Here is an 18,423-nt window from a genome sequence, read left to right as displayed (position 1 = left end):
TTCAGTGTACCCCCATGATCGTGCAGCTCTGGCCGCCATCGACCGGCAGACAAACGCCGGTAATGAATTTCGCTTCGTCGGAGGCAAGGAAAAGCGCTGCATTGGCGACATCCCAGGCATCACCCATGCGCCCGCCCGGAAGCGCCGCGTTGCGGGCTGCCACCATTTCCTCGGCAGAGGCGTATTGCGAGGAGATCTGCTTGTAGATCAGAGGCGTGTCGATCAAGCCGGGGACGACACAGTTCGCGCGGATCCCGTGCGGCGCATATTGAGCCGCGATCGCGACCGTCGCCTGGTTGACCGCCGCTTTTGTCGCGTAATAGGCGAAATAGGGATAGCCGGTCCACCGGATGCCGGCGAGCGACGAGATGTTGACGACGGCGCCACCGCCGGCTTCGATCATGTGCGGGATGACAGCCTTGGCGGTGCGGAACACCGAGCCGAGATTGAGATCCACGGATTGTTGGAACTGCGCTTCCGACAACTCGACCGGTCCGCCCATATGCGTGACGCCCACATTGTTGTGCAGAATGGAAATGATGCCGAATGCCTGCCGTGCGGCCGCGACGGCCGCCTCGACAGATGCGAGAGCGGTGACGTCTGCAGCGATGGCTACGGCTTGCCCACCTTCCGACGCGATGATTGCCGCCGTTTCCTCGGCCGCCTCCATGTCGACGTCGACACAGGCGACCCTGGCGCCCTCACGCGCATAAAGCACGGCGGCAGCCTTGCCGTTGCCCCAGCCGGGGCCTGAGGAACCTGCGCCGAAGACGATTGCCGATTTTCCCTTGAGACGGTCTGCCACTTCGAAACCTCGGAAGGCGCCACACGCTCGTACGCGCCGCGTCGCTGCATCGGTCGGCGAACGGCCGGGTGAACGGCCGCCCGCCTCGTCATGCTCAGGTGGTCAGCCGAGGCTGGTGCCTACGGCCTTCTCGAGAATGGCCCAGGCCTCGTCGCCGAACTTGCCCTTCCACTCGGCGTAGAAACCCGCCGACCGCAACGTCTCGCGGAAGGCTGCCTTGTCCGGGTCGGTGAACGTCATGCCGCTCTGGGTGAGCTGCTCGCGCACCGTGTCGTTCACCTTGGCGGTATCGGTGCGCTGGGCGATGGCCGACTCGTTGAGATGCTTGGCGGCAATCTCCCTTATGTCTTCCGGCAGGGTTTCCCAGGCCTGCTTGTTCGCCAGCATCCAGAACCCGTCCCACATATGGTTGGTCATGGCGCAATGCTTCTGCACCTCATAGAGTTTGGCGGTCGAGGCGATGGCCAGCGGGTTTTCCTGGCCGTCGACGGTGCCGGTGCTGAGCGCCGTGTAGACTTCCGCGAAATTGATCGTGGTCGGTGCAGCGCCGAAGGCGGTGAACATGGATTGCCAGAGCGGGCTCGGCGGAACGCGGATCTTGAACCCCTTGAGGTCCTCCGGCGTGTTGATCGGCTTGTTCGAACTGGTGATCTGGCGAAAGCCGTTGTCCCAGATCTTCTCCATGGGCACGAGACCCTTCTTCTCGATCTCGCCGCGCGCATAGGCGCCGAGCTCGCCGTCCATTGCCTTCCAGACGGTGTCGTAGTCGGGGAAGGCAAAGCCGATGCCGCTGATCGCGGCGTTGGGCACCAGGGTCGAAAGGATCAGCGGTGAAAGCGAGAAGAACTCGGTTGCGCCGTTGCGAAGCTGCGAAAGCGTTTCGGTGTCGTTGCCGAGTTGGCTGCTCGGGAAGATGTTGATCTTCAGGCGGCCGCCCGTCTCCTCCAGGATCTTGTCGGCGGCTTCCTTCAGGCGAATGTTCAGCGGATGGGTGACCGGCAGGTTGTTTGCCAGCTTATAGGTGAAGTCCGCTGCATGGGCCTTGGTGCGGATCGAAGCCCCAAGCGCCACTGCTCCGGTGCCGAGCAGCATCGTCCTACGGGTCATTTTCATCGCTCTGTTCTCCTCCTGATCGTCGATGATGAATGTGGGTGGCGGGCTCACAGCAATGCGAGCGAGAACCAGGGCACGGCGGCGATCAGCAAGAGGCCGAGCACCATCGCTCCGATATAGGGCCAGATCGCTCCCATGGCCTCGTCGGGCGAAACGTTGCCGATCTTGCAGGCGATGTAGAAGCCGATGCCGATCGGCGGTGCCATCAGTCCGACGTTCATCGCGGTGACGATGACCATGGAATAGTGGACGTCATGGATCCCCATCGCACGCGCGATCGGAAACATGATCGGCGCCAGGAGCACGATCGCAGGGAGGCCTTCGAGCACGCAGCCGAGCAGCATGAACAGGGCGATCGAGACCAGCATGAAGGTGAACCATCCACCCGGCAGGCCGCTCATCATGTCGGTGAGCTCGAAGGCGAATCCGGTCTGGGTGAGCGCCCAGGCCATCGCCGCGGCGGTACCGAGGATCAGGAGGATCGCACCGCTCATCGCGGCGGTCTCGACCAGCATCCTGTAGGTTCGCCGCATGCCGATGCCGCCATAAAGGACAGTGCCGATGATGAAGGCGTAGACGACCGCGATGGTCGAGACCTCGGTCGCGGTCGCCGCACCGCTCGCGACGGCGCTGCGGATGATGAACGGCAGCACCAGGGCCGGCGCCGCGATCAGCGCCGTGCCGCCGATGCGTTTCAGCGACGGGCGCACGACGCCGTCGACATTTTCGCGGGCTGCCTTGATGCGTGCAAGCGCGGCAAGCGCGACCAGCAGCACGAGTGCGATGGCAAAACCGCTGGTGAACAGCGCCGCGATCGACACGCCGGCCACCGAGCCGAGAACGATCAGCACGATGCTCGGCGGTACGGTGTCGGCCATGGCGGCCCCGGTCGCCAGGAGCGCTATCATCTCCTTCGGCTTGTGACCACGGCGCTTCATTTCCGGAAACAGCGCCGGGGCAACCGTTGCCATGTCCGAGACTTTCGACCCGGAAATTCCGGACACGAGAAAGAGCGAGCCCAACAGAACGTAGGACATGCCGGCCTTGACGTGGCCGAGCATGGAGGCAAGGAAATCGACGATCGCCTTGCCCATCCCGGTCGCGTCCAGAATGCAGCCGAGAAGCACGAAGACCGGGACCGAAAGCAGAATGAGGCTGGACATGCCCTCATCCATGCGGCCGATCATGACCACCAGCGGCATCGATGTCGTGAAGGCGAGAAACAGAAGCGTCGCAATGCCGAAGCAGAAGGCGATCGGAACGCCCATCGCGAGGCAGACGGCGGCACCGCCGACGAGAAAGATCAGAATGTTGCCGTTGCCGAACGAGCTGAGCGCAGGCGTCAGCAACCAGAGCACCAAAGCAACCGCGAGCACGAACGCCACTGAAACCACCACGTCGAGCGGCTTGGCGGTTCTGAGCAATTGAGCGACGGCCAGCAGCACCATGAGGACCATGCCGACTGCAATGGCCGCGGCGCGATAACCCGCCGGGATGTTCAATGCCGACGAAGTGATGTCCATTTCGCCGGCGGCATAGGTGTAGGCTGCCGGCAGCAGGACGAGAAGGAACGCCATGATGGCGACCATGCCGAGCGTTTCGGTGAACTGCCGCGCCCTTTCGCCGAGAGCATTGAGAAGGATTGTCAGACGCAGATGCTCGCAACGGTCGATCGCGATGGCCGAACCGAGCATGGCAAGCCACAGGAAGGCGATCGACGCCGCTTCATCGATCCAGACGATCGGTCTCGACAGGCCATAGCGAAAAGCCACGCCGGAGAGCAGCATGGCGATAATCGCCACAAGGAGAACGGCGGATAGCGCTTCGACGGGGCGCATCAGCCGCGAACCCGGCCGGGCCTCCATCGTCTCTGCGAGCACGGCGAATTCGGAAACGCCCTCCGTCGTGGTGGTCATCGGCCTTCCTCCCTTTTGAACCGTCCGATCGCGTTGCGCGCGCAAGTCGTGCGCATCACGGCGGATTGAACGGCGTCAAAGCTCCTCCCCAGAGGTGTCGACCGAAACCAATGGCGGCATCGGATCGACATTCCAGATCGTCCGCCGCCCTCCACAGCGACTTTCGATCAGGTCCATTTTGTAGGTGAAAGGAAAACATCAATCAACACGTTCATTCAAACCATTGACATTACTCCGTATTCCTTGTTGAAAAGGGTCCATAATATGAACCCGGCGTCAGCCTGGTCTCATCGTCGAGCCTAGGCCCTATCGGCATCGGGCATCAATCGCCTTGCGGCCGCAACGGTCCGACCGAGCCACTCGTGCTCCAGCCTGCGGGTTGCCTCCATGTCCTCCGTCTGCGGCAGCCAGTGCTCGAGAATGCAACTCATGTCGTCCGGGCAATGCGACAGGCACGCGAGGATTTCCTCGATCTCCGCCCGGCCCTCGCCAAGCGGCGTGCCATGGATACGGAAGCCGACGCCATAGGGATCGGGGGTAATCCGGTAGTCCTTCAGATGCAGGTTGATCGTGTAGGGCGCCAGCATCCGGATCGTCGTCATGGGCCACTCGCCGGCACAGATCGAATTTGCCACGTCCAGGCAGACCCCGAGTGATTCGTCCGCAACAGCCTCCAGCAGCTCCACCATTCGCGGAGAGGGATAGTTGAAGTGGTTCTCGATGGCGAAGCGCAGGCCTGACCGTTTCCCGTCCGGGAGTATCTCCCGGATCTGGGCAGCCAGTTCGTGCACGGGAATCTGCGCATCGGCGGCATCAAGCGCGACGCGCAGGATCCCGGAACCGATCCGCTCGCCGATCGGGATATAGCGGCCGAGTTCCTCCGCGTCGAAGCTCTGCGTACCAAGCTCCAGCGCCATACCGTAGCTGTCGGCGCGCTCCCTGAGCGCCAGTTGCTGGGCGGGCGTCAGGCGGTCGAGCGGCAGATTGTCGGCATACTGGACCACGCTCAGGCCGTGAGCGTTGGCGATCTCCAGCACCTCCATCGCGGTCATCGGCCGGACAGGCTGCAGATCCTTGATGCCTATCGACCAGCGGAAGGCATAACTCCCCAGTCCGAGCTTCATGGGCTCCTCCAAAGTTTGAAAGGTGCCTGCCGAGGCGCCGCTTCCCGATCAATGGATCAGCGAGCCGCCGTTCACGTCGACTTCCGAGCCGGTGACGTAAGCCGAAAGGTCAGAGGCGAGGAAGAGCGCGCAACCGGCCACATCATCCGCGGTGCCCGGGCGCCCCATGGGAATACCCGCCTTGATTTCCTCCAGTTTCTCCGGCGTCAGCAGGCCGCCCGTGATGTCGGTCGCGATGAAACCGGGGCAGATCGCGTTGACCCTCACATTGTCGGGTGCCAACTCGCGGGCCATCGCTTTCGTCAGCCCGAGGACGCCCGCCTTGGCGGCGGAATAGTGTGGACCGCCGAATATACCGCCGCCGCGCTGCGCCGAGACCGAGGAAAGGTTGACGATCTTGCCCTGTTTGCGCGAACGCATATGAGGGATCACCGCCTGGCTGCAGTAAAGCGTGCCGCGCAGGTTCACGTCGAGCACGGCATCGTAGTTCTCCGGCGCGATCTCCATGATCTTCAGCGGCTGGGTGATCCCCGCATTGTTCACGAGGATGTCGATCCGGCCCCATTGCGAAACCAAGGCATCCATGACGGTGCGAACGCTCGCGAGGTCGGTCACATTACATGCCATGCCGACATGCCGGGGACCGAGGCTGGCGGCCGCCTCCCTGGCATCGGCCTCGTCAAGGTCGAGAATGGCGACCGTGGCGCCATGTTCGGCGAAAAGCCTGGCGGTGGCCTTGCCCAGGCCGCGCCTGGATGCAGCACCGGTGATCACGGCAAAATTCCCCTCGAGTAGAGCGGTTCCCATTGAAATTCTCCTGTTTTCCGGAAGGTCCGGCGCAGATCGCCGGAGCGAAGGGGTTAATGCGTCGAAACGGCGCGTCAAAGCCAGCTGCGGATTTTCTGCACCATCGACTTGGTCGAGATTCCGTAGCGCTCATGAAGCGTCGGCAGCGCTCCGGCATCCAGGAACTGGTCCGGCAGACTGATCATTCGGAATGCCGGCGTCGCGCCGTTCGAAAGGAGCGTCGCCGCCACGGCCTCGCCCAGTCCGCCAACGCATGTGTGGTTCTCCGCAGTAACGACCAGCCGGCCCGCCCGCCGAGCCTCGGCAAGGATCGTCCCGGTATCGAGCGGCTTGATCGTCGGGCAATGGAGGACCGCAGCCGAGATACCCTGCTCGCCGAGTTCGACCGCCGCATCGAGCGCCCGCATCGTCATGAAGCCCGAAGCGATGATCAGCGCATCGGTGCCGTCGCGCAGAAGCTTCGCCTTGCCCAGCTCGAACTTGTAATCCGGGCAATGCCGGCGGATCACCGACGGCACCTTGCCGCGCAAGAGCCGCATATAGACGGGACCCTCATGGGCTGCGATGGCGGGTATCGCCTCGGCCACGTCGATGGCATCGCATGGATCGACGATCGTCAGGTTGGGCAGGCCGCGGAAGATCGCCATATCCTCGGTTGCCTGATGGCTCGGCCCATAGCCGGTGGTCAGGCCCGGCAGGGCGCAGACGATCTTGACGGGCAGATACTCCTCCGCAATCGCCATGGCGATGAAGTCATAGGCCCGGCGCGAGGCGAAGACCGCATAGGTGGTGGCAAAAGGCATGAACCCCTCGCGCGCCAGCCCGGCCGCCGCCGAGATCATCACCTGTTCGGCCATGCCCATCTGGTAGAATCGCTCCGGGAAGGCCTCCGCGAAGACATGCAGGTCGGTGTATTTCGCGAGATCGGCCGTGAGGCCCACGATCCGATCATTGCGGCGAGCTTCCGCGACCAGGGCATGGCCGAACGGGGCAGAAACCGTCTCATAGCCCTCCGCCGCCAGCGAGGCGATCATCGCGGAGGTGCGCCCTCCCTCGCCGCTCTTCGGCGGCGGGCGCGGTTCCCATTTGCGGTGCGGGTCGTAGTTGCGGTTGACGCTCATGGTCTGTTCTCCTCAATCCGGCCGGTTCGCGTCGAGGGCGGCCAGCGCCTTCTGCCATTCGTCTGCGTCGACCCGGACGAAATGCGTCACCTCGCGTTGTTCGAGGAACGGCACGCCCTTGCACATCAAGGTGTCGCAGATGATCACGCGAGGCATGGCCTCTTCGAGCGCACGTGCCGCATCGAAGGCGGCTACGAGGGCGGGAATGTCATTGCCGTCGACCCGTTGAACATGCCAGCCGAAGGCGGCCCACTTTGCGCCGAGCGGCTCCGAACATAGCATCTCGGTCGACTTGCCGTCCGCCTGCTGGTCATTGAAGTCGACGAGGCAGATCAGATTGCCGAGTTTGTGATGAGCGGCCGACATCGCCGCTTCCCAGGTCGAGCCTTCGCCCAGTTCTCCATCCGACATCAGGTTATAGACGAAGGCCGGATTTTTCTTGGCCTTCAACCCGAGCGCCATGCCGACGCCGATGCCAAGTCCCTGGCCCAGCGAACCGCCGGTGATTTCCATTCCCGGCGTATAGGCTGCCATGCCGGACATCGGCAGACGGCTGTCATCTGTGCCATAGGTCTCGAGTTCCTGTTCAGGAAGGATTCCCGCTTCGATAAGCGCCGCGTAAAGCGCAATGGCATAGTGTCCGATCGACAGTAGAAATCGGTCGCGCCCCTCCCATTCCGGGTCCTGCCTTCGATAGGTCAACGCATGAAAATACGAAACCGCGAGGACATCGGCGATGCCGAGCGCCTGGCCCACATATCCTTGTCCCTGAACCTCGCCCATCCGAACGGCCTTGCGCCGGATTTCCCAGGCGCGACGCGCAAGGCTCGTGTTCGACAGCTGAACTGCCGGGCTTTGGCTGGTCATGGTTCCTCCCCTCACCTGTCGGCGCAAAAGACGTCCGCGCTGTAATTACTGAACGCGGCAGGGGCCGCCGGCAATTAAGCAGATCGAACAAGTTGTTAAGCAAAACTTAGGTGACGCCCCAGCGAAGATCGGCGATGGTCAAGCCCAGGCGGAGCGAGGAGGACGCTCAACTGCATGCAGTGCGCCGCTAAAGCGAGTTGCCTCTGAACGATTTCCCAGGGATGTCGAGCACAGGGCCGGCTTCGTGCAGCAGCGGACGATTCTCTTCGCCGATCGGGACAGAAAATTCTCAGGGAGGAGAAAAAATGAACCTTCGTCATCTGCTGACCGCTGCCGTGCTGTCGCTTTGCGCAGGCCCCGCCGGCGCCCAGACCTATCAGCTTTCGCACAATGCCGCCGCGGGCAACCCCAAGGACGTTGCATCGCTGAAATTCGCCGAGCTCGTCGAACAGAAATCGGAAGGACGTCTCAAGATCGACGTCGGCGGCAGCGCTCAGTTCGGCGACGACGCCGAGACGATTACCAACATGCGGCTCGGCACCATTGCCTTCTCCGCCAACTCCCAGGGCACGACATCGGCCGTGGTGCCGGAAATCGCGCTCCTTGGCCTGCCGTTCCTGTTCCAGGATCTGAAACAGGCCGAGGCCGTGATGGACGGACCCGTCGGCGACAAGATCGCCGCCGCCGCCGAACAGCAGGGCCTGGTCGTGCTTGCCTGGTGGAACAACGGCATTCGCGAAACCTCCAACTCGAAGAGGCAGATCACAGCGCCGTCGGATCTCGCCGGAATGAAGATCCGCACACCGCCGGATCAGATGACCGTCGACATCTTCACCGCGCTCGGCGCCTCGCCGACGCCGATGGCCTTCTCGGAGCTCTACATCGCATTGCAGCAGGGTGTCGTCGACGGACAGGAAAACCCGCTGATCAACATACACTCGTCCAAGCTGCACGAGGTGCAGCCCTATATCTCCATGACCAACCACAAATATGAATCGACGCCGTTCCTGGCCTCGAAGATCGTGTTCGACGCGCTGCCGCCGGAAGATCAGCAGATCATCCGCGACGCCGCCCGGGAAGCCGGTCAACTGAACCGGCAGATGGTCGGCGAACAGACCACCCGCCTGCGCGGCGAGCTGGAAGCCGCCGGCGTGAAGATCAACGACGTCGACCCGGCGCCGTTCGTCCAGGCGACGCAGTCGGTCTATGACAAATGGCGGGCACAGTATCCCGACCTCGTCGACGAACTCGTCGGGGCCGCCAAAGCAGCGGCCGTCCAGTGATGGCGATGGACAACGTCCGCAATAGCGGCGCAAGTGCGGACCTGCCCGCCTTGCGCATCGCCAATCGGGTCGGCCTCGTTCTGGACATGGCCGCGATCGTCGTTGCCGTCGCCTCGATAGTCGCAATCTTCCTCGCCCTCATGACCGAGGTCGTCGTGCGCTATCTCACCCATGCGAGCCTCGGTTGGCCCAACGAAGTGCCGAACCTGCTGTTCCCATGGCTCATCATGGGAGGCATCGTACTCGGCGCGCATCGGGGATCTCATATCGCCGCCGAAGCATTCCGAAGCCTGCTCACCACCGAGCAGCTGCGCATCCTGCTGATGCTGATCCATCTCCTGGTCGCCGTGGCCTTTGCCTATCTCGGTTACCTGTCGCTTCAGGTGATCTCGATCACCAGGGCGCAGGTCTTTCCGATGACCGGACTGGGGCAGGCCTGGGCTTATAGTTCCTTGCTGTTCGGCTTCGGCGGCATCGCGCTCGCCTCCCTGGTCAACCTCATACGCGTCGCATTTTGCGACGACCCGAGGACGCTGGATAAACCGGAAACGGAGCATATGACATGACCGCGATCATGACCGGCCTCTTCGCCGCATTGCTGGCCATCTCGGTTCCAGTCGGTTACGCGCTGATCATCGCTGCGGGCGCAGCGATCCTATGGCAGGGCGGAACGCCAACCGTGCTGGCGGTGGTGAAGCTGTTCCAGCCGACCCAGAGCTTTCCGCTGCTCGCGATACCCTTTTTCATCCTGTCCGGCTCACTCATGATGTCAGGCACGCTTGGCCAGAAACTCGTGCAGTTCGCGGCAGCACTCGTCGGGCGGTTCCACGGCGGAATGGGTCAGGTCACGGTCGTCGGATCCACGATCTTCGGCGGTGTCTCCGGCTCGGCAGTCGCCGAAGCCTCCGCGCTCGGATCGATGCTGATCCCCTGGCAGAAGAAAGAGGGGTATCCGGCAGGCTTTGCGGCGGCCGTTACCGCCTCTTCCTCGACCATCGCCGGCCTGATCCCGCCGTCCATTCCCCTGATCCTCTTTTCGACGGTGGCAAATTCCTCGATCGCATCGCTGTTTTCGGCTGCAGTCCTGCCGGGATTGATGCTCGCCGGCGGGATGATGATCGTTTGCTACCTGTCCGGGCGCATTCGGAACTTCCCCCGCCTGACGGATGCCGGGCAGTTGAAGTCCTTCGGCCGATCTATGCTGTCGGCACTGCCGGCACTGGCCATGCCGTTCTTCATCATCCTGTTGCTGCGGGCGGGGATCGCAACGCCGACCGAAGTCAGCGTGATCGCCGTCTTCTATGCGCTGCTGGTGAGCCTGCTGCTCTATCGGGACCTGACCTGGGAGCGGATCTACGCAGCCCTGGTCGGAACCGTGATCACCACCGGCGTCGTCATGCTGGTCATCGCCGCATCGAGCCTCGTCGGCCACGTCCTCATTACCGAGCGTGTGCCCACCATCGTGGCCAACTGGGCACTGGAAACGCTCGGAAGCGCCATCCTGATCATCCTCATGATGAATCTCATCATGCTGGTGGTGGGGATGTTTCTCGACCTGCCCGCGGCAATCCTGCTGCTCGGGCCCACCTTCGTCGCCATCGGTCATGCAATCGGCATGGACCCAATCCAGCTCGGCGTGATGATCTGCATCAATCTTTCGATCGGACTGTTTACGCCGCCGATCGGAACCACGCTTTTCATTGGCGCCGTGATCGCCCGCGTGCCGATCGGGGCGGTGGTCAAGGAGTTGTGGCCCTTCTACATCGTTGCAGCAGCCGTCCTGGTGCTGATGTCATATGTTCCCGCTCTGACGATCTACTGAGGACCGATCATGAATGATAAGAAGAGAGTTGCATTCGTAGGCCTCGGCTCCATGGGACTGCCAATGGCCGAGAATCTGATCAGGGCGGGTCATACGGTGCGCGGCTTCGACGTCCGGGCCGCGGCTATGGAGACACTCGCTGCTACTGGCGGGATCAGGTCTGCAAACCCCGCAGAAGCCTGCTCGGGAGCAGACGTTCTCGTGCTGATGGTCGTGAATGCGGAACAGGCGCGTTCGGTGCTCCTCGAATCCGGCGCTCTTTCCTCTCTGCCCCAAGGTGCTCATATCTGCCTCATGGCAACCTGCCCGCCCGATGAGGTCAAGCGACTGGCTGACGAAGTGGAAGCGAGCGGCAGGGTCCTCGTCGATTGCCCGGTCTCCGGCGGCGTGGTCGGGGCAAAGGCGGGCGCGCTCACCATCATGGTGGGGGCTCCCGAAGAGGCGTACCACGCGGTTGTGCCTGTGCTTCGGGCGATGGGCGACAAGGTCTTCCATTGCGGACCGGAGCAAGGCCAGGGCGCCGTCGTCAAGGCGATCAACCAACTTCTCTGCGGCGTGCACCTCGCCACCGCGGCTGAGGCCCTGGCGCTCGGCGAAAAGGCAGGTGTCGACGCCGCGACCCTGCTCGAAATCGTCTCCAACTCCGCTGCCTCAAGCTGGATGCTGAAGGACCGTGGACCTCGCATGATCACGAAAACGCCGCCCGTAACCAGTGCCGTTGATATTTTCGTCAAGGATCTCGGCATCGCACTGGCAACAGGGCGGTCGGTCAGCATGGCGCTCCCGCTTGCGGCGGCCGCCCATCAGATGTTCCTGGCCGAAAGCGGCAGCGGGAATGGCCTGGAGGACGACAGCCAGGTGATTGCCGCCTATCGACGCCTGAACGGCATCACTTGACATAAACGGCGCGCGTGCAGCAATTGACGGATGGCTGCGCATCATCCTTCCGTCAGCGCGGCGGAACTCCGCCCCGGAGGCAAGCTTGCCGATCAATCCCAACCTCAATTCGCTCGCCTATTTCGAGGCGGTCGCCCGTACGGGACGAGTCTCCCTTGCCGCGGCCGAACTGGGGGTCTCTGCAGCGGCCGTCAGCCAGCAGTTGAAGCAGCTGGAAGAACAATGGGGCGTACGGCTGTTCCGCCGAAAGGACCGGCGGCTCAGCCTGACGATCGACGGCGAGCTGCTTTTCCAGACGACGACGAGTGCTTTCCGGATGATCCGCGACGCCCGCTCGGCAGTTCTGCGCCAGCGCAACAGCCGTCAGCTGACGATGCGCTCCAGCCCCAGTTTCGCGGTCCGCTGGCTTACACCGCGCCTCAAGAGCTTCCTTGACGCCAATCCCGACTGGGGCGTCCGTGTCGATGCAACGCCGGATTTTTCCGATTTCGAGACCGAAGTGATCGACCTCGACTTGCGTTACGGTTCCGGCGCCTGGGAGGGGCTGCGTACCGAGTGCATCATCAGCGATTTCGTCCTGCCGATGTGCAGCCCCGACTATCGCGACCGGCTGCGTTCGGTCAGCGACGATCCGGTGCTGCAGTTTGCCCAGGCGCGGCTCATCCATTCGGTGAAGGCGCTTTACCAATGGGACGTCTGGCTTGTCGTCCATAACATCGACCCGCCGACGGAGCAGGCCCCGTTACGCTTCGATCGTTCCTCGATGGCGATCCAGCTTGCGCGCGACGGCGCCGGGATCGTGCTGGATTCGGCAACGCTGGCGCAAGAGGAACTGGAGCGCGGCAGCCTTGTGCCGCTGTCCACCGCGTTCGAGGTCGTCGAATTTCCCGCCTACTGGATCGTCTGTCCGAGCCGGCACATCAACCGCCGCCCGGTCCGCCTGTTTACCGATTGGATCCGGATGGAAGGAACGAAGTTCGACCAATCGGCACGCGCCCTTCTCGAAAAGCTCGGCTGCCGGCTGCGTCTCGCCAAGGACGGCGAACCCGGTCTCCGCTAACTCAGAGGCCAATGGACAGCATTGGATTGGAGCCGCCCCTCATCCGCCTGCCGGCACCTTCTCCATTTTCGATGCTACGGCATGCACATATCTCTTGCGCGCCGGTGCGGCGGATACTGCTCATGAAAGGGATCCCTCGGGAACCCAACCGCCTCAACCCCCCTCGGTCTCGGTTGCCCCTCAACCGGCTGCCGCCACCTTCTCCCCGCAGGCGGGGAGAAGGGATATGCCGTGCCCGCTCGCTCCCTCGGGCGGACGGTGAATGCGGGGTTCAGTTGGCGCCGCTTGTCCCTTCTCCCCGCCTGCGGGGAGAAGGTGGCGGCAGCCGGATGAGGGGCGAACGCTCCCCGGCGATGCGGGGACAATACGTGCCCCCTCTAATGATCCATGGGATCCATACGGACGAAGATCGTCCCTGCCCTCGTCATTCCCAGACGGCACCGGAAAAGGCGTCCAGCGGTATCTTGAGGTAGCGGCGGCCATTGTCCTCGGCGGCAGGCAGTTCTCCGCCGCGAATGTTTACCTGCAGGGCATGGAGGATAAGCTTGGGCATCGGTAAGGTCTTGTCGCGCGCCTCCCGCAGGCTGACGAAATCGGTCTGCGTTTTTCCGGCGACATGCTTATTATCGGCTTTCTGTTCCGCCACCGTACTTTCCCACAGAGCGTCACGGCCGCCTGGCCGATAGTCATGTCCGGTGAAGAGGCGGGTCTCGCCCGGAAGGGCAAGAATGGCCTGAATCGAGTTCCACAGGCTCTCGGCGCTGCCGCCGGGAAAGTCGGCCCGGGCGGAACCGCTGTCAGGCATGAACAACGTGTCGTGAATGAAGGCCGCATCGCCGACGATGTAGCTGATCGACGCGAGTGTATGCCCCGGCGAGTGCAGTACGCGGACTGCGAGATTCCCGATATTGAAGATATCGCCGTGGCGAAACAGCCGATCCCACTGCGAACCGTCACACACGAAATCCGGCCAATTGTAGATCTGTTTCCAGATCTGCTGCACGCCTTTCACGTGCTCGCCGATGGCCGTCGGCGCCCCCGTTCGATCCCTGAGGTAGCGTGCCGCCGAGAAATGATCCGCATGCGGATGGGTGTCCAGTATCCATTCGACACTCAAACCCTGCTTGGCCACATGATCGAGGATGGCGTCGGCGTTCGTCGTCGCGGTAGAACCCGACTTCTGATCGAAGTCGAGCACCGGATCGATGATCGCGCATTTTCCCGTTTCCGGGTCGGCCACGACATACTGAATGCTGCCCGTGGCCGCGTCGTAAAAGGCAGCTACATCAGGCCTGTGCATGTGCCCCTCCGTTCTCGGCCGCTACACGAGGGAAGAAGATCGCACGTGCCGGATCGAAGTCGTAATCCGGTTCGAACGCCGGAGCGTCGGCAGCCAGTTTCGCGACGGAATCGAGGATGAATTTCACCTTTTCGTCCGAGAGCAGAACGCTGAAATTCAGCCGGGTGAAGCCCGGCTTTTTTATTTCGTCGCCGGCGAGAATGGCTTGGCGCATCTGCTCCGACTGCTGCGCATCGATCGACAGCAGCCTGTGAACATAGGGCCCGGCGCAGGCGCAACCGCCACGGGCCTGAATGCCGAACCGGTCGCTCAGCATGCGAGTAACGAGTTGCTGGTGCATATATCCCCCCTTGCCGTTGCGGATGCGGAAGGAAAAAATCGGTAGCCGGTCCAGCGCAGGAAGTCCAAGTATCTCCAATTGTCGGACATCCTTCCACGCGGAAAAGGCACGAACGGTAAGTTGGCGATTGCGCCGCGCCATTTCCTCCAACCCGATTGCGTGCTTGACGACAAAGGCGAGGGCCGCCCGGATGTCGCCGACGACGTTCGGTGTCCCAGCCTCTTCGCGGGCTTCGAGGCTGTCGCTGTAGTCATGCGTCTCCGGCGAGACGAATTTCACCGTCCCCCCACCCGGCCAGGAGGGCTTGTTCGTTGCCAAGCCGCCGCGCCGGACGATCAAAATGCCGGAAGCGCCCGGGCCGCCAATGAACTTGTGTGGCGAGAGAACGATGGCGTCGATCTCCGCAGAGCCGCTCGGCGACATCGAAATCGGTACATAGGGACCGGCCCCTGCATAATCCCAGATCATCTTGGCCCCGGCCGATTTCACCAAGTCGGTAATCGCCGCGACGTCGCTGGTGATTCCCGTAATGTTCGAGGCCGCGGACAATGTACAGATGGTCAGGTCGGGAGATCCGGTTCGCAGTGCCTGATCCAGAAGGAAAAGGTCCGGCCCGCCCATGGGCGACTCGGTCAGCTCTACGATTTCCGCCCCGCTTTCGCGCCAGGGAAGTATGTTGGAGTGGTGCTCGTACGGACCAATGATGACCCGTACGGTCTTCCCTGCCGCGATCGCTTCGGTGACGCCGAACAGTTTGACGAGGCGGTTCAGCCCTGAAGTCGCGCCGGATCCGGTAAAGATGACCGCATGTCTCTCATCCGCTCCGCAGCATTCGGCGATCAACGCCCGCGCCTCCCGCCGCATGCGGGTCATGAAACCGCCGCAGTAGGAAGCCTCGGTATGGCTGTTGGCGTAAAATGGCAGAACGTCTTCCAGGATGAAGCGTTCAACCGTTAGAAGCGCCCGGCCGGATGCAACATAGTCGGCATAGACCAGGTTCCTGGTGCCGTAGGGCCCCTCGATCTGCGAAGTGGCCCCGACGAGATCATCCCGCAGGAATTCTATAACACCGCTGCGGTCCAGCCCTCGGCGAAACCGCTCAAGAGGCGTGACGTTGTCTTTTGGCTCATAGCGGACAGCTTGCACGATCACCTCCGAGGCTTGGATGTTGACATCGATTGTATTCTGCCGCACCGTCGAAATGTTCACCTATTTTCTGCAGTTCATCCCGGATTTTGTGTCACATGATCGAATCTCAAGCTAAAGTCGATGGATTCGATCTGAAGATTCTGGCGGCGCTGCAGAAGGATTCGAACCTCTCGCAGCGCGAACTGGCCGAGAAGGTAGGGTTGTCGCAAAATGCCTGCTGGCGCCGTCTCCAGCGGCTTCACTCGATCGGAATGATCCGCGGGTCCCATAGCGATATAGATATCGGCGCGTTGGGCCTCGATCTCATCGTGTTCGTGATGATTCGCACCCGTCACCACTCCAAGGAGTGGAGCGACGGCTTCAGGGCGCATGTCGAGAAACTTCCAGAAGTCATTGATTTTTACCGCATCGGCGGGGAATGGGACTACCTGATCAAAGTCGTCACCAGGGGCATGTCCGGCTATGACGCCTTTTATCAGAAGCTCATCACAAATTTCGACCTCGCCACCGTGACGGGCTTCTTTTCGATGGAAGCGATCATTGACAACCGCCCTGTGGATTTGACGCGTCTCCGGTGAGCCTCTCGAATTGCGCACTCTCATGGCCATTGTCGATCGCTTGCGGCTCGAAACGGCCGCGGTGCGCGTCGTTCACGATTAGCGCCGCGTCGCTCATGGACGTTTGAAATCGGCATGCTTGTGGCCTCATGCCGCTCCCGTCCGATCGGATGCGGCGGGACGACAAGAGGGGGAGATCTGCCGTGAGCTATATCATCAGCACCGCCTATGCGGCGGTTCTTCTCAGCGCCATCTTCGTCATCGTCCGCTGGGGCAATGTCCACTGTCGCGGGCAAACTCCTGTCGGCATATACACCTTCGTGGCGCTGCTGTTCACGGCTGGACTGGATATGGGCCTGGTCATGCTCCCCTTGACCGAGTTTCCGGCCTATGCGGCTGATAGCGCCTACGGCTTCACTAATCCCCTCGCAATCGAGTTCGGCATGTGGGGACCATTGGTCTGGATGATGTACTTCCTCTCGGCCTTCTACTTCGTGGTGCTCGAGCCTCGGCTCAGAATCTTCGAGATCGCCCTCGTCAAATGGGTCTACAATCTCACGGTCATCGCGACATGCGCATTCACCTGCTATCTCTTCCTCACGGCATTGCCGAGCTATATCGAGGGAATCTCGATGCCGGCGCGCTGGGCTATCGTCGTCGCCGTCATCGCGGCGTCCGTCTATTCCAGCAGCAACGTCAGCTTCATGAAATGGCTGGCCGTCACCTCGACATGGATGTTCGTGACCCTGGCTGTCGTGGCGCTTTTGGCAGCCGCCTATTATTACAGCGATATAGGCATCAGCGGCCTTGCGTCGAATATGGGCCTGCTGTCGGACTATTTTGCCAATCTGCACCGCTTCGTCAGCCCGATCACGGAATATCACGAGTTCTACCTTTTCTGGTGGTTCTCCTGGAGCATCATGATCGGTCAGTTCGTTTCCATGTTCGTCGGAGGGCTGAGGACATGGCGGCTGGCGGTCGCCATGATCCTCCTGCCTTCGATCCCCTTGGCGGTGTGGTTCGCGGTGCTTTACATCTATTTCCAGCAGCAGATCGTTATCCCGGCTTGGCTGAACTGGTTCATGGTCACGGTCGGCATCATCTTCGTCGTGAATTCGCTCGACTCCCTGATCCGTCTCTACGGCCTCAATCTCGGCTGGACGAAGTCGCGGCTCGGAGCGAGAGCATACTATCCGCTGCACTTCCTTCTTCAGCTCGGCCTGGTCATGGCCTACCAGTTCACGCCGTTCAGGATCGAATGGGTGGGCGTGATCGTGATCGGCATTTACGCGGCGATCTATGTGCTCATTCTGCGCCACCACGTCCATGTTCGGGCGGCAGTGACCGAGGCGCGGTGCGCCGCAGCTTAAGGCCAGAGCGGGATGAGGAAAAGTGTGTGCGGTTTTCCGCCCGCATCCCGCGTCTCAACTTTTTGGAATCGATCACGTTCATGTTTTGAGGTCGACCCGACGTGATCTAGGGGCTGAATTTGCGCGGCTCGGCCTTGTCGATATCCTTTGCAACCGCCGAGGCGTCGCCAATTGCGCAAATGAGCGTAGGCTTCACGATCATCGGCATGTGGCACGGGCGCCGATGGCCGGGAGATCATAGCGCTTTCGCCCCAAGCCGAGGAGTTGCGCGCTGTGTCGGCATCCCGGAACTACTCTCCCCAAGCCTTTCATCCCGGCGAAATCGATTTACTCGGCCGTGTGTTCGAGCAACTGCTGGAAGAGCGTCAGGTACCCAACTGCGGCGACCAGGCGGAGGCGCTGGCCGCAAGATTGATCTCGATCTATCAATCGGGCGAGCGAAGGATCGAGATACTGAAAAAACTGACGCTGCATTCCTGACGCGGGCGTGGCAAACGATCGGCCGGAACGGATCGCAGCCGTCCGGAGCATTCGCGGGAAAACTGTGTGCCGTCCGGCGTCGAGATGCCCGGTTGCGGCAGGAGCAGGTTGATTCAGATAAAATTAACCGTGACAGGCGTCGGTGACCTTCTTCGTCGATGTTTGCCCCGGTTTGCTCGCATTCACCTTGCCATGATGGGGGATGGATAAAGCGGGACTCGCCTTTCTGGTGCTCATACTCGTGCTCATCTCTATCGTGATGAGCATACTTGCGGTCGAGCGAGAACCGGAGGCGCCGCCCACCGGGTCGATCATCGCCCCAGCCGTCCGAACCCGTCATGGCTGTCGGCGGCTCCAAAGAAGCCGAAGGCCATTTGCAAGATAGTACACTGTCGCACTTGGCTTCGCGGGA

17 protein-coding genes are annotated in these 18,423 nt (G+C 61.9%); 8 read left to right on the top strand and 9 right to left on the bottom strand.

Annotated elements, in window-relative coordinates:
- Nucleotide 1: 1 nt before the first annotated feature.
- The 7 genes from M1D34_RS06785 to M1D34_RS06755 all read right to left on the bottom strand — a co-directional run bounded on the left by M1D34_RS06785 (nucleotide 2) and on the right by M1D34_RS06755 (nucleotide 7,753).
- Nucleotides 2-805: an SDR family NAD(P)-dependent oxidoreductase gene (locus M1D34_RS06785; RefSeq protein ID WP_010969397.1), complete on the bottom strand. Its 804-nt coding sequence runs from the start codon at nucleotides 803-805 to the stop codon at nucleotides 2-4.
- Between the two features lie 102 nt (nucleotides 806-907).
- On the bottom strand, nucleotides 908-1,918 hold the full coding sequence (locus tag M1D34_RS06780; protein ID WP_010969398.1) for a TRAP transporter substrate-binding protein: 1,011 nt from the start codon (nucleotides 1,916-1,918) through the stop codon (nucleotides 908-910).
- A 47-nt stretch (nucleotides 1,919-1,965) separates the two neighbouring features.
- Entirely contained in the window at nucleotides 1,966-3,834 is a 1,869-nt protein-coding gene (locus tag M1D34_RS06775; protein WP_498781304.1) for a TRAP transporter large permease subunit, read from the bottom strand.
- Nucleotides 3,835-4,133: 299 nt separating this feature from the next.
- A complete protein-coding gene (locus tag M1D34_RS06770) occupies nucleotides 4,134-4,958 on the bottom strand; it encodes a sugar phosphate isomerase/epimerase family protein (RefSeq protein ID WP_498781302.1) in 825 nt (274 codons plus the stop codon).
- A gap of 48 nt (nucleotides 4,959-5,006) precedes the next feature.
- On the bottom strand, nucleotides 5,007-5,765 hold the full coding sequence (locus M1D34_RS06765) for an SDR family NAD(P)-dependent oxidoreductase (RefSeq protein ID WP_010969401.1): 759 nt from the start codon (nucleotides 5,763-5,765) through the stop codon (nucleotides 5,007-5,009).
- Between the two features lie 74 nt (nucleotides 5,766-5,839).
- The gene (locus M1D34_RS06760; RefSeq protein ID WP_027990719.1) at nucleotides 5,840-6,886 is read right to left on the bottom strand and encodes a transketolase family protein; all 1,047 of its coding nucleotides are present in this window, start codon (nucleotides 6,884-6,886) and stop codon (nucleotides 5,840-5,842) included.
- Nucleotides 6,887-6,898: 12 nt separating this feature from the next.
- Nucleotides 6,899-7,753 (bottom strand): transketolase, encoded by an 855-nt coding sequence (locus tag M1D34_RS06755; protein WP_010969403.1) that lies wholly within the window; start codon nucleotides 7,751-7,753, stop codon nucleotides 6,899-6,901.
- Between the two features lie 305 nt (nucleotides 7,754-8,058).
- On the opposite strand from M1D34_RS06755, the gene M1D34_RS06750 reads away from it, so the two are divergent.
- The 5 genes from M1D34_RS06750 to M1D34_RS06730 all read left to right on the top strand — a co-directional run bounded on the left by M1D34_RS06750 (nucleotide 8,059) and on the right by M1D34_RS06730 (nucleotide 12,815).
- The gene (locus tag M1D34_RS06750) at nucleotides 8,059-9,036 is read left to right on the top strand and encodes a TRAP transporter substrate-binding protein (RefSeq protein ID WP_027990720.1); all 978 of its coding nucleotides are present in this window, start codon (nucleotides 8,059-8,061) and stop codon (nucleotides 9,034-9,036) included.
- Nucleotides 9,036-9,602 carry a TRAP transporter small permease gene (locus tag M1D34_RS06745; RefSeq protein WP_010969405.1) on the top strand — a complete coding sequence of 189 codons (567 nt, stop codon included), beginning with the start codon at nucleotides 9,036-9,038 and terminating at the stop codon, nucleotides 9,600-9,602. Before M1D34_RS06750 ends, M1D34_RS06745 begins: the two co-directional genes overlap by 1 nt.
- A complete protein-coding gene (locus M1D34_RS06740) occupies nucleotides 9,599-10,858 on the top strand; it encodes a TRAP transporter large permease (protein WP_010969406.1) in 1,260 nt (419 codons plus the stop codon). Before M1D34_RS06745 ends, M1D34_RS06740 begins: the two co-directional genes overlap by 4 nt.
- A 9-nt stretch (nucleotides 10,859-10,867) precedes the next feature.
- Nucleotides 10,868-11,755 (top strand): NAD(P)-dependent oxidoreductase, encoded by an 888-nt coding sequence (locus M1D34_RS06735; RefSeq protein WP_498781298.1) that lies wholly within the window; start codon nucleotides 10,868-10,870, stop codon nucleotides 11,753-11,755.
- Between the two features lie 85 nt (nucleotides 11,756-11,840).
- Nucleotides 11,841-12,815: a LysR substrate-binding domain-containing protein gene (locus M1D34_RS06730; RefSeq protein ID WP_010969408.1), complete on the top strand. Its 975-nt coding sequence runs from the start codon at nucleotides 11,841-11,843 to the stop codon at nucleotides 12,813-12,815.
- A gap of 424 nt (nucleotides 12,816-13,239) precedes the next feature.
- Here the strand turns inward: M1D34_RS06730 and M1D34_RS06725 are convergent, their stop codons facing one another.
- Both M1D34_RS06725 and M1D34_RS06720 read right to left on the bottom strand, forming a co-directional pair.
- Nucleotides 13,240-14,115, bottom strand: coding sequence for an MBL fold metallo-hydrolase (locus M1D34_RS06725; RefSeq protein WP_498781295.1), 876 nt, complete (start codon nucleotides 14,113-14,115; stop codon nucleotides 13,240-13,242).
- On the bottom strand, nucleotides 14,102-15,664 hold the full coding sequence (locus M1D34_RS06720) for an aminotransferase class V-fold PLP-dependent enzyme (RefSeq protein WP_498781293.1): 1,563 nt from the start codon (nucleotides 15,662-15,664) through the stop codon (nucleotides 14,102-14,104). Before M1D34_RS06720 ends, M1D34_RS06725 begins: the two co-directional genes overlap by 14 nt.
- Nucleotides 15,665-15,699: 35 nt before the next feature.
- Here M1D34_RS06720 and M1D34_RS06715 point away from each other — a divergent pair, with 35 nt between their 5' ends.
- From M1D34_RS06715 to M1D34_RS06705, 3 genes are all read left to right on the top strand, one after another.
- The gene (locus M1D34_RS06715) at nucleotides 15,700-16,182 is read left to right on the top strand and encodes an Lrp/AsnC family transcriptional regulator (RefSeq protein ID WP_003530948.1); all 483 of its coding nucleotides are present in this window, start codon (nucleotides 15,700-15,702) and stop codon (nucleotides 16,180-16,182) included.
- 182 nt (nucleotides 16,183-16,364) lie between these two features.
- Complete coding sequence (locus M1D34_RS06710; RefSeq protein ID WP_127542123.1) at nucleotides 16,365-17,531, top strand: BCCT family transporter; 1,167 nt, start codon at nucleotides 16,365-16,367, stop codon at nucleotides 17,529-17,531.
- Between the two features lie 273 nt (nucleotides 17,532-17,804).
- Complete coding sequence (locus M1D34_RS06705; RefSeq protein ID WP_003530942.1) at nucleotides 17,805-18,011, top strand: hypothetical protein; 207 nt, start codon at nucleotides 17,805-17,807, stop codon at nucleotides 18,009-18,011.
- The last annotated feature ends 412 nt before the right edge of the window (nucleotides 18,012-18,423 follow it).

The organism is Ensifer sp. D2-11 (assembly GCF_054161295.1).
Note: the sequence above shows the minus strand (reverse complement) of the source record. Positions and strands in the feature narration are given on the sequence as shown.

What these genes read in the sequence shown, in the direction of transcription:
- M1D34_RS06780 (WP_010969398.1), bottom strand. Translation starts at nt 1,918, where the DNA reads ATGAAAATGACCCGTAGGACGATGCTGCTCGGCACCGGAGCAGTGGCG.
- M1D34_RS06775 (WP_498781304.1), bottom strand. Translation starts at nt 3,834, where the DNA reads ATGACCACCACGACGGAGGGCGTTTCCGAATTCGCCGTGCTCGCAGAG.
- M1D34_RS06770 (WP_498781302.1), bottom strand. Translation starts at nt 4,958, where the DNA reads ATGAAGCTCGGACTGGGGAGTTATGCCTTCCGCTGGTCGATAGGCATC.
- M1D34_RS06765 (WP_010969401.1), bottom strand. Translation starts at nt 5,765, where the DNA reads ATGGGAACCGCTCTACTCGAGGGGAATTTTGCCGTGATCACCGGTGCT.
- M1D34_RS06760 (WP_027990719.1), bottom strand. Translation starts at nt 6,886, where the DNA reads ATGAGCGTCAACCGCAACTACGACCCGCACCGCAAATGGGAACCGCGC.
- M1D34_RS06755 (WP_010969403.1), bottom strand. Translation starts at nt 7,753, where the DNA reads ATGACCAGCCAAAGCCCGGCAGTTCAGCTGTCGAACACGAGCCTTGCG.
- M1D34_RS06750 (WP_027990720.1), top strand. Translation starts at nt 8,059, where the DNA reads ATGAACCTTCGTCATCTGCTGACCGCTGCCGTGCTGTCGCTTTGCGCA.
- M1D34_RS06745 (WP_010969405.1), top strand. Translation starts at nt 9,036, where the DNA reads ATGGCGATGGACAACGTCCGCAATAGCGGCGCAAGTGCGGACCTGCCC.
- M1D34_RS06740 (WP_010969406.1), top strand. Translation starts at nt 9,599, where the DNA reads ATGACCGCGATCATGACCGGCCTCTTCGCCGCATTGCTGGCCATCTCG.
- M1D34_RS06735 (WP_498781298.1), top strand. Translation starts at nt 10,868, where the DNA reads ATGAATGATAAGAAGAGAGTTGCATTCGTAGGCCTCGGCTCCATGGGA.
- M1D34_RS06725 (WP_498781295.1), bottom strand. Translation starts at nt 14,115, where the DNA reads ATGCACAGGCCTGATGTAGCTGCCTTTTACGACGCGGCCACGGGCAGC.
- M1D34_RS06715 (WP_003530948.1), top strand. Translation starts at nt 15,700, where the DNA reads ATGATCGAATCTCAAGCTAAAGTCGATGGATTCGATCTGAAGATTCTG.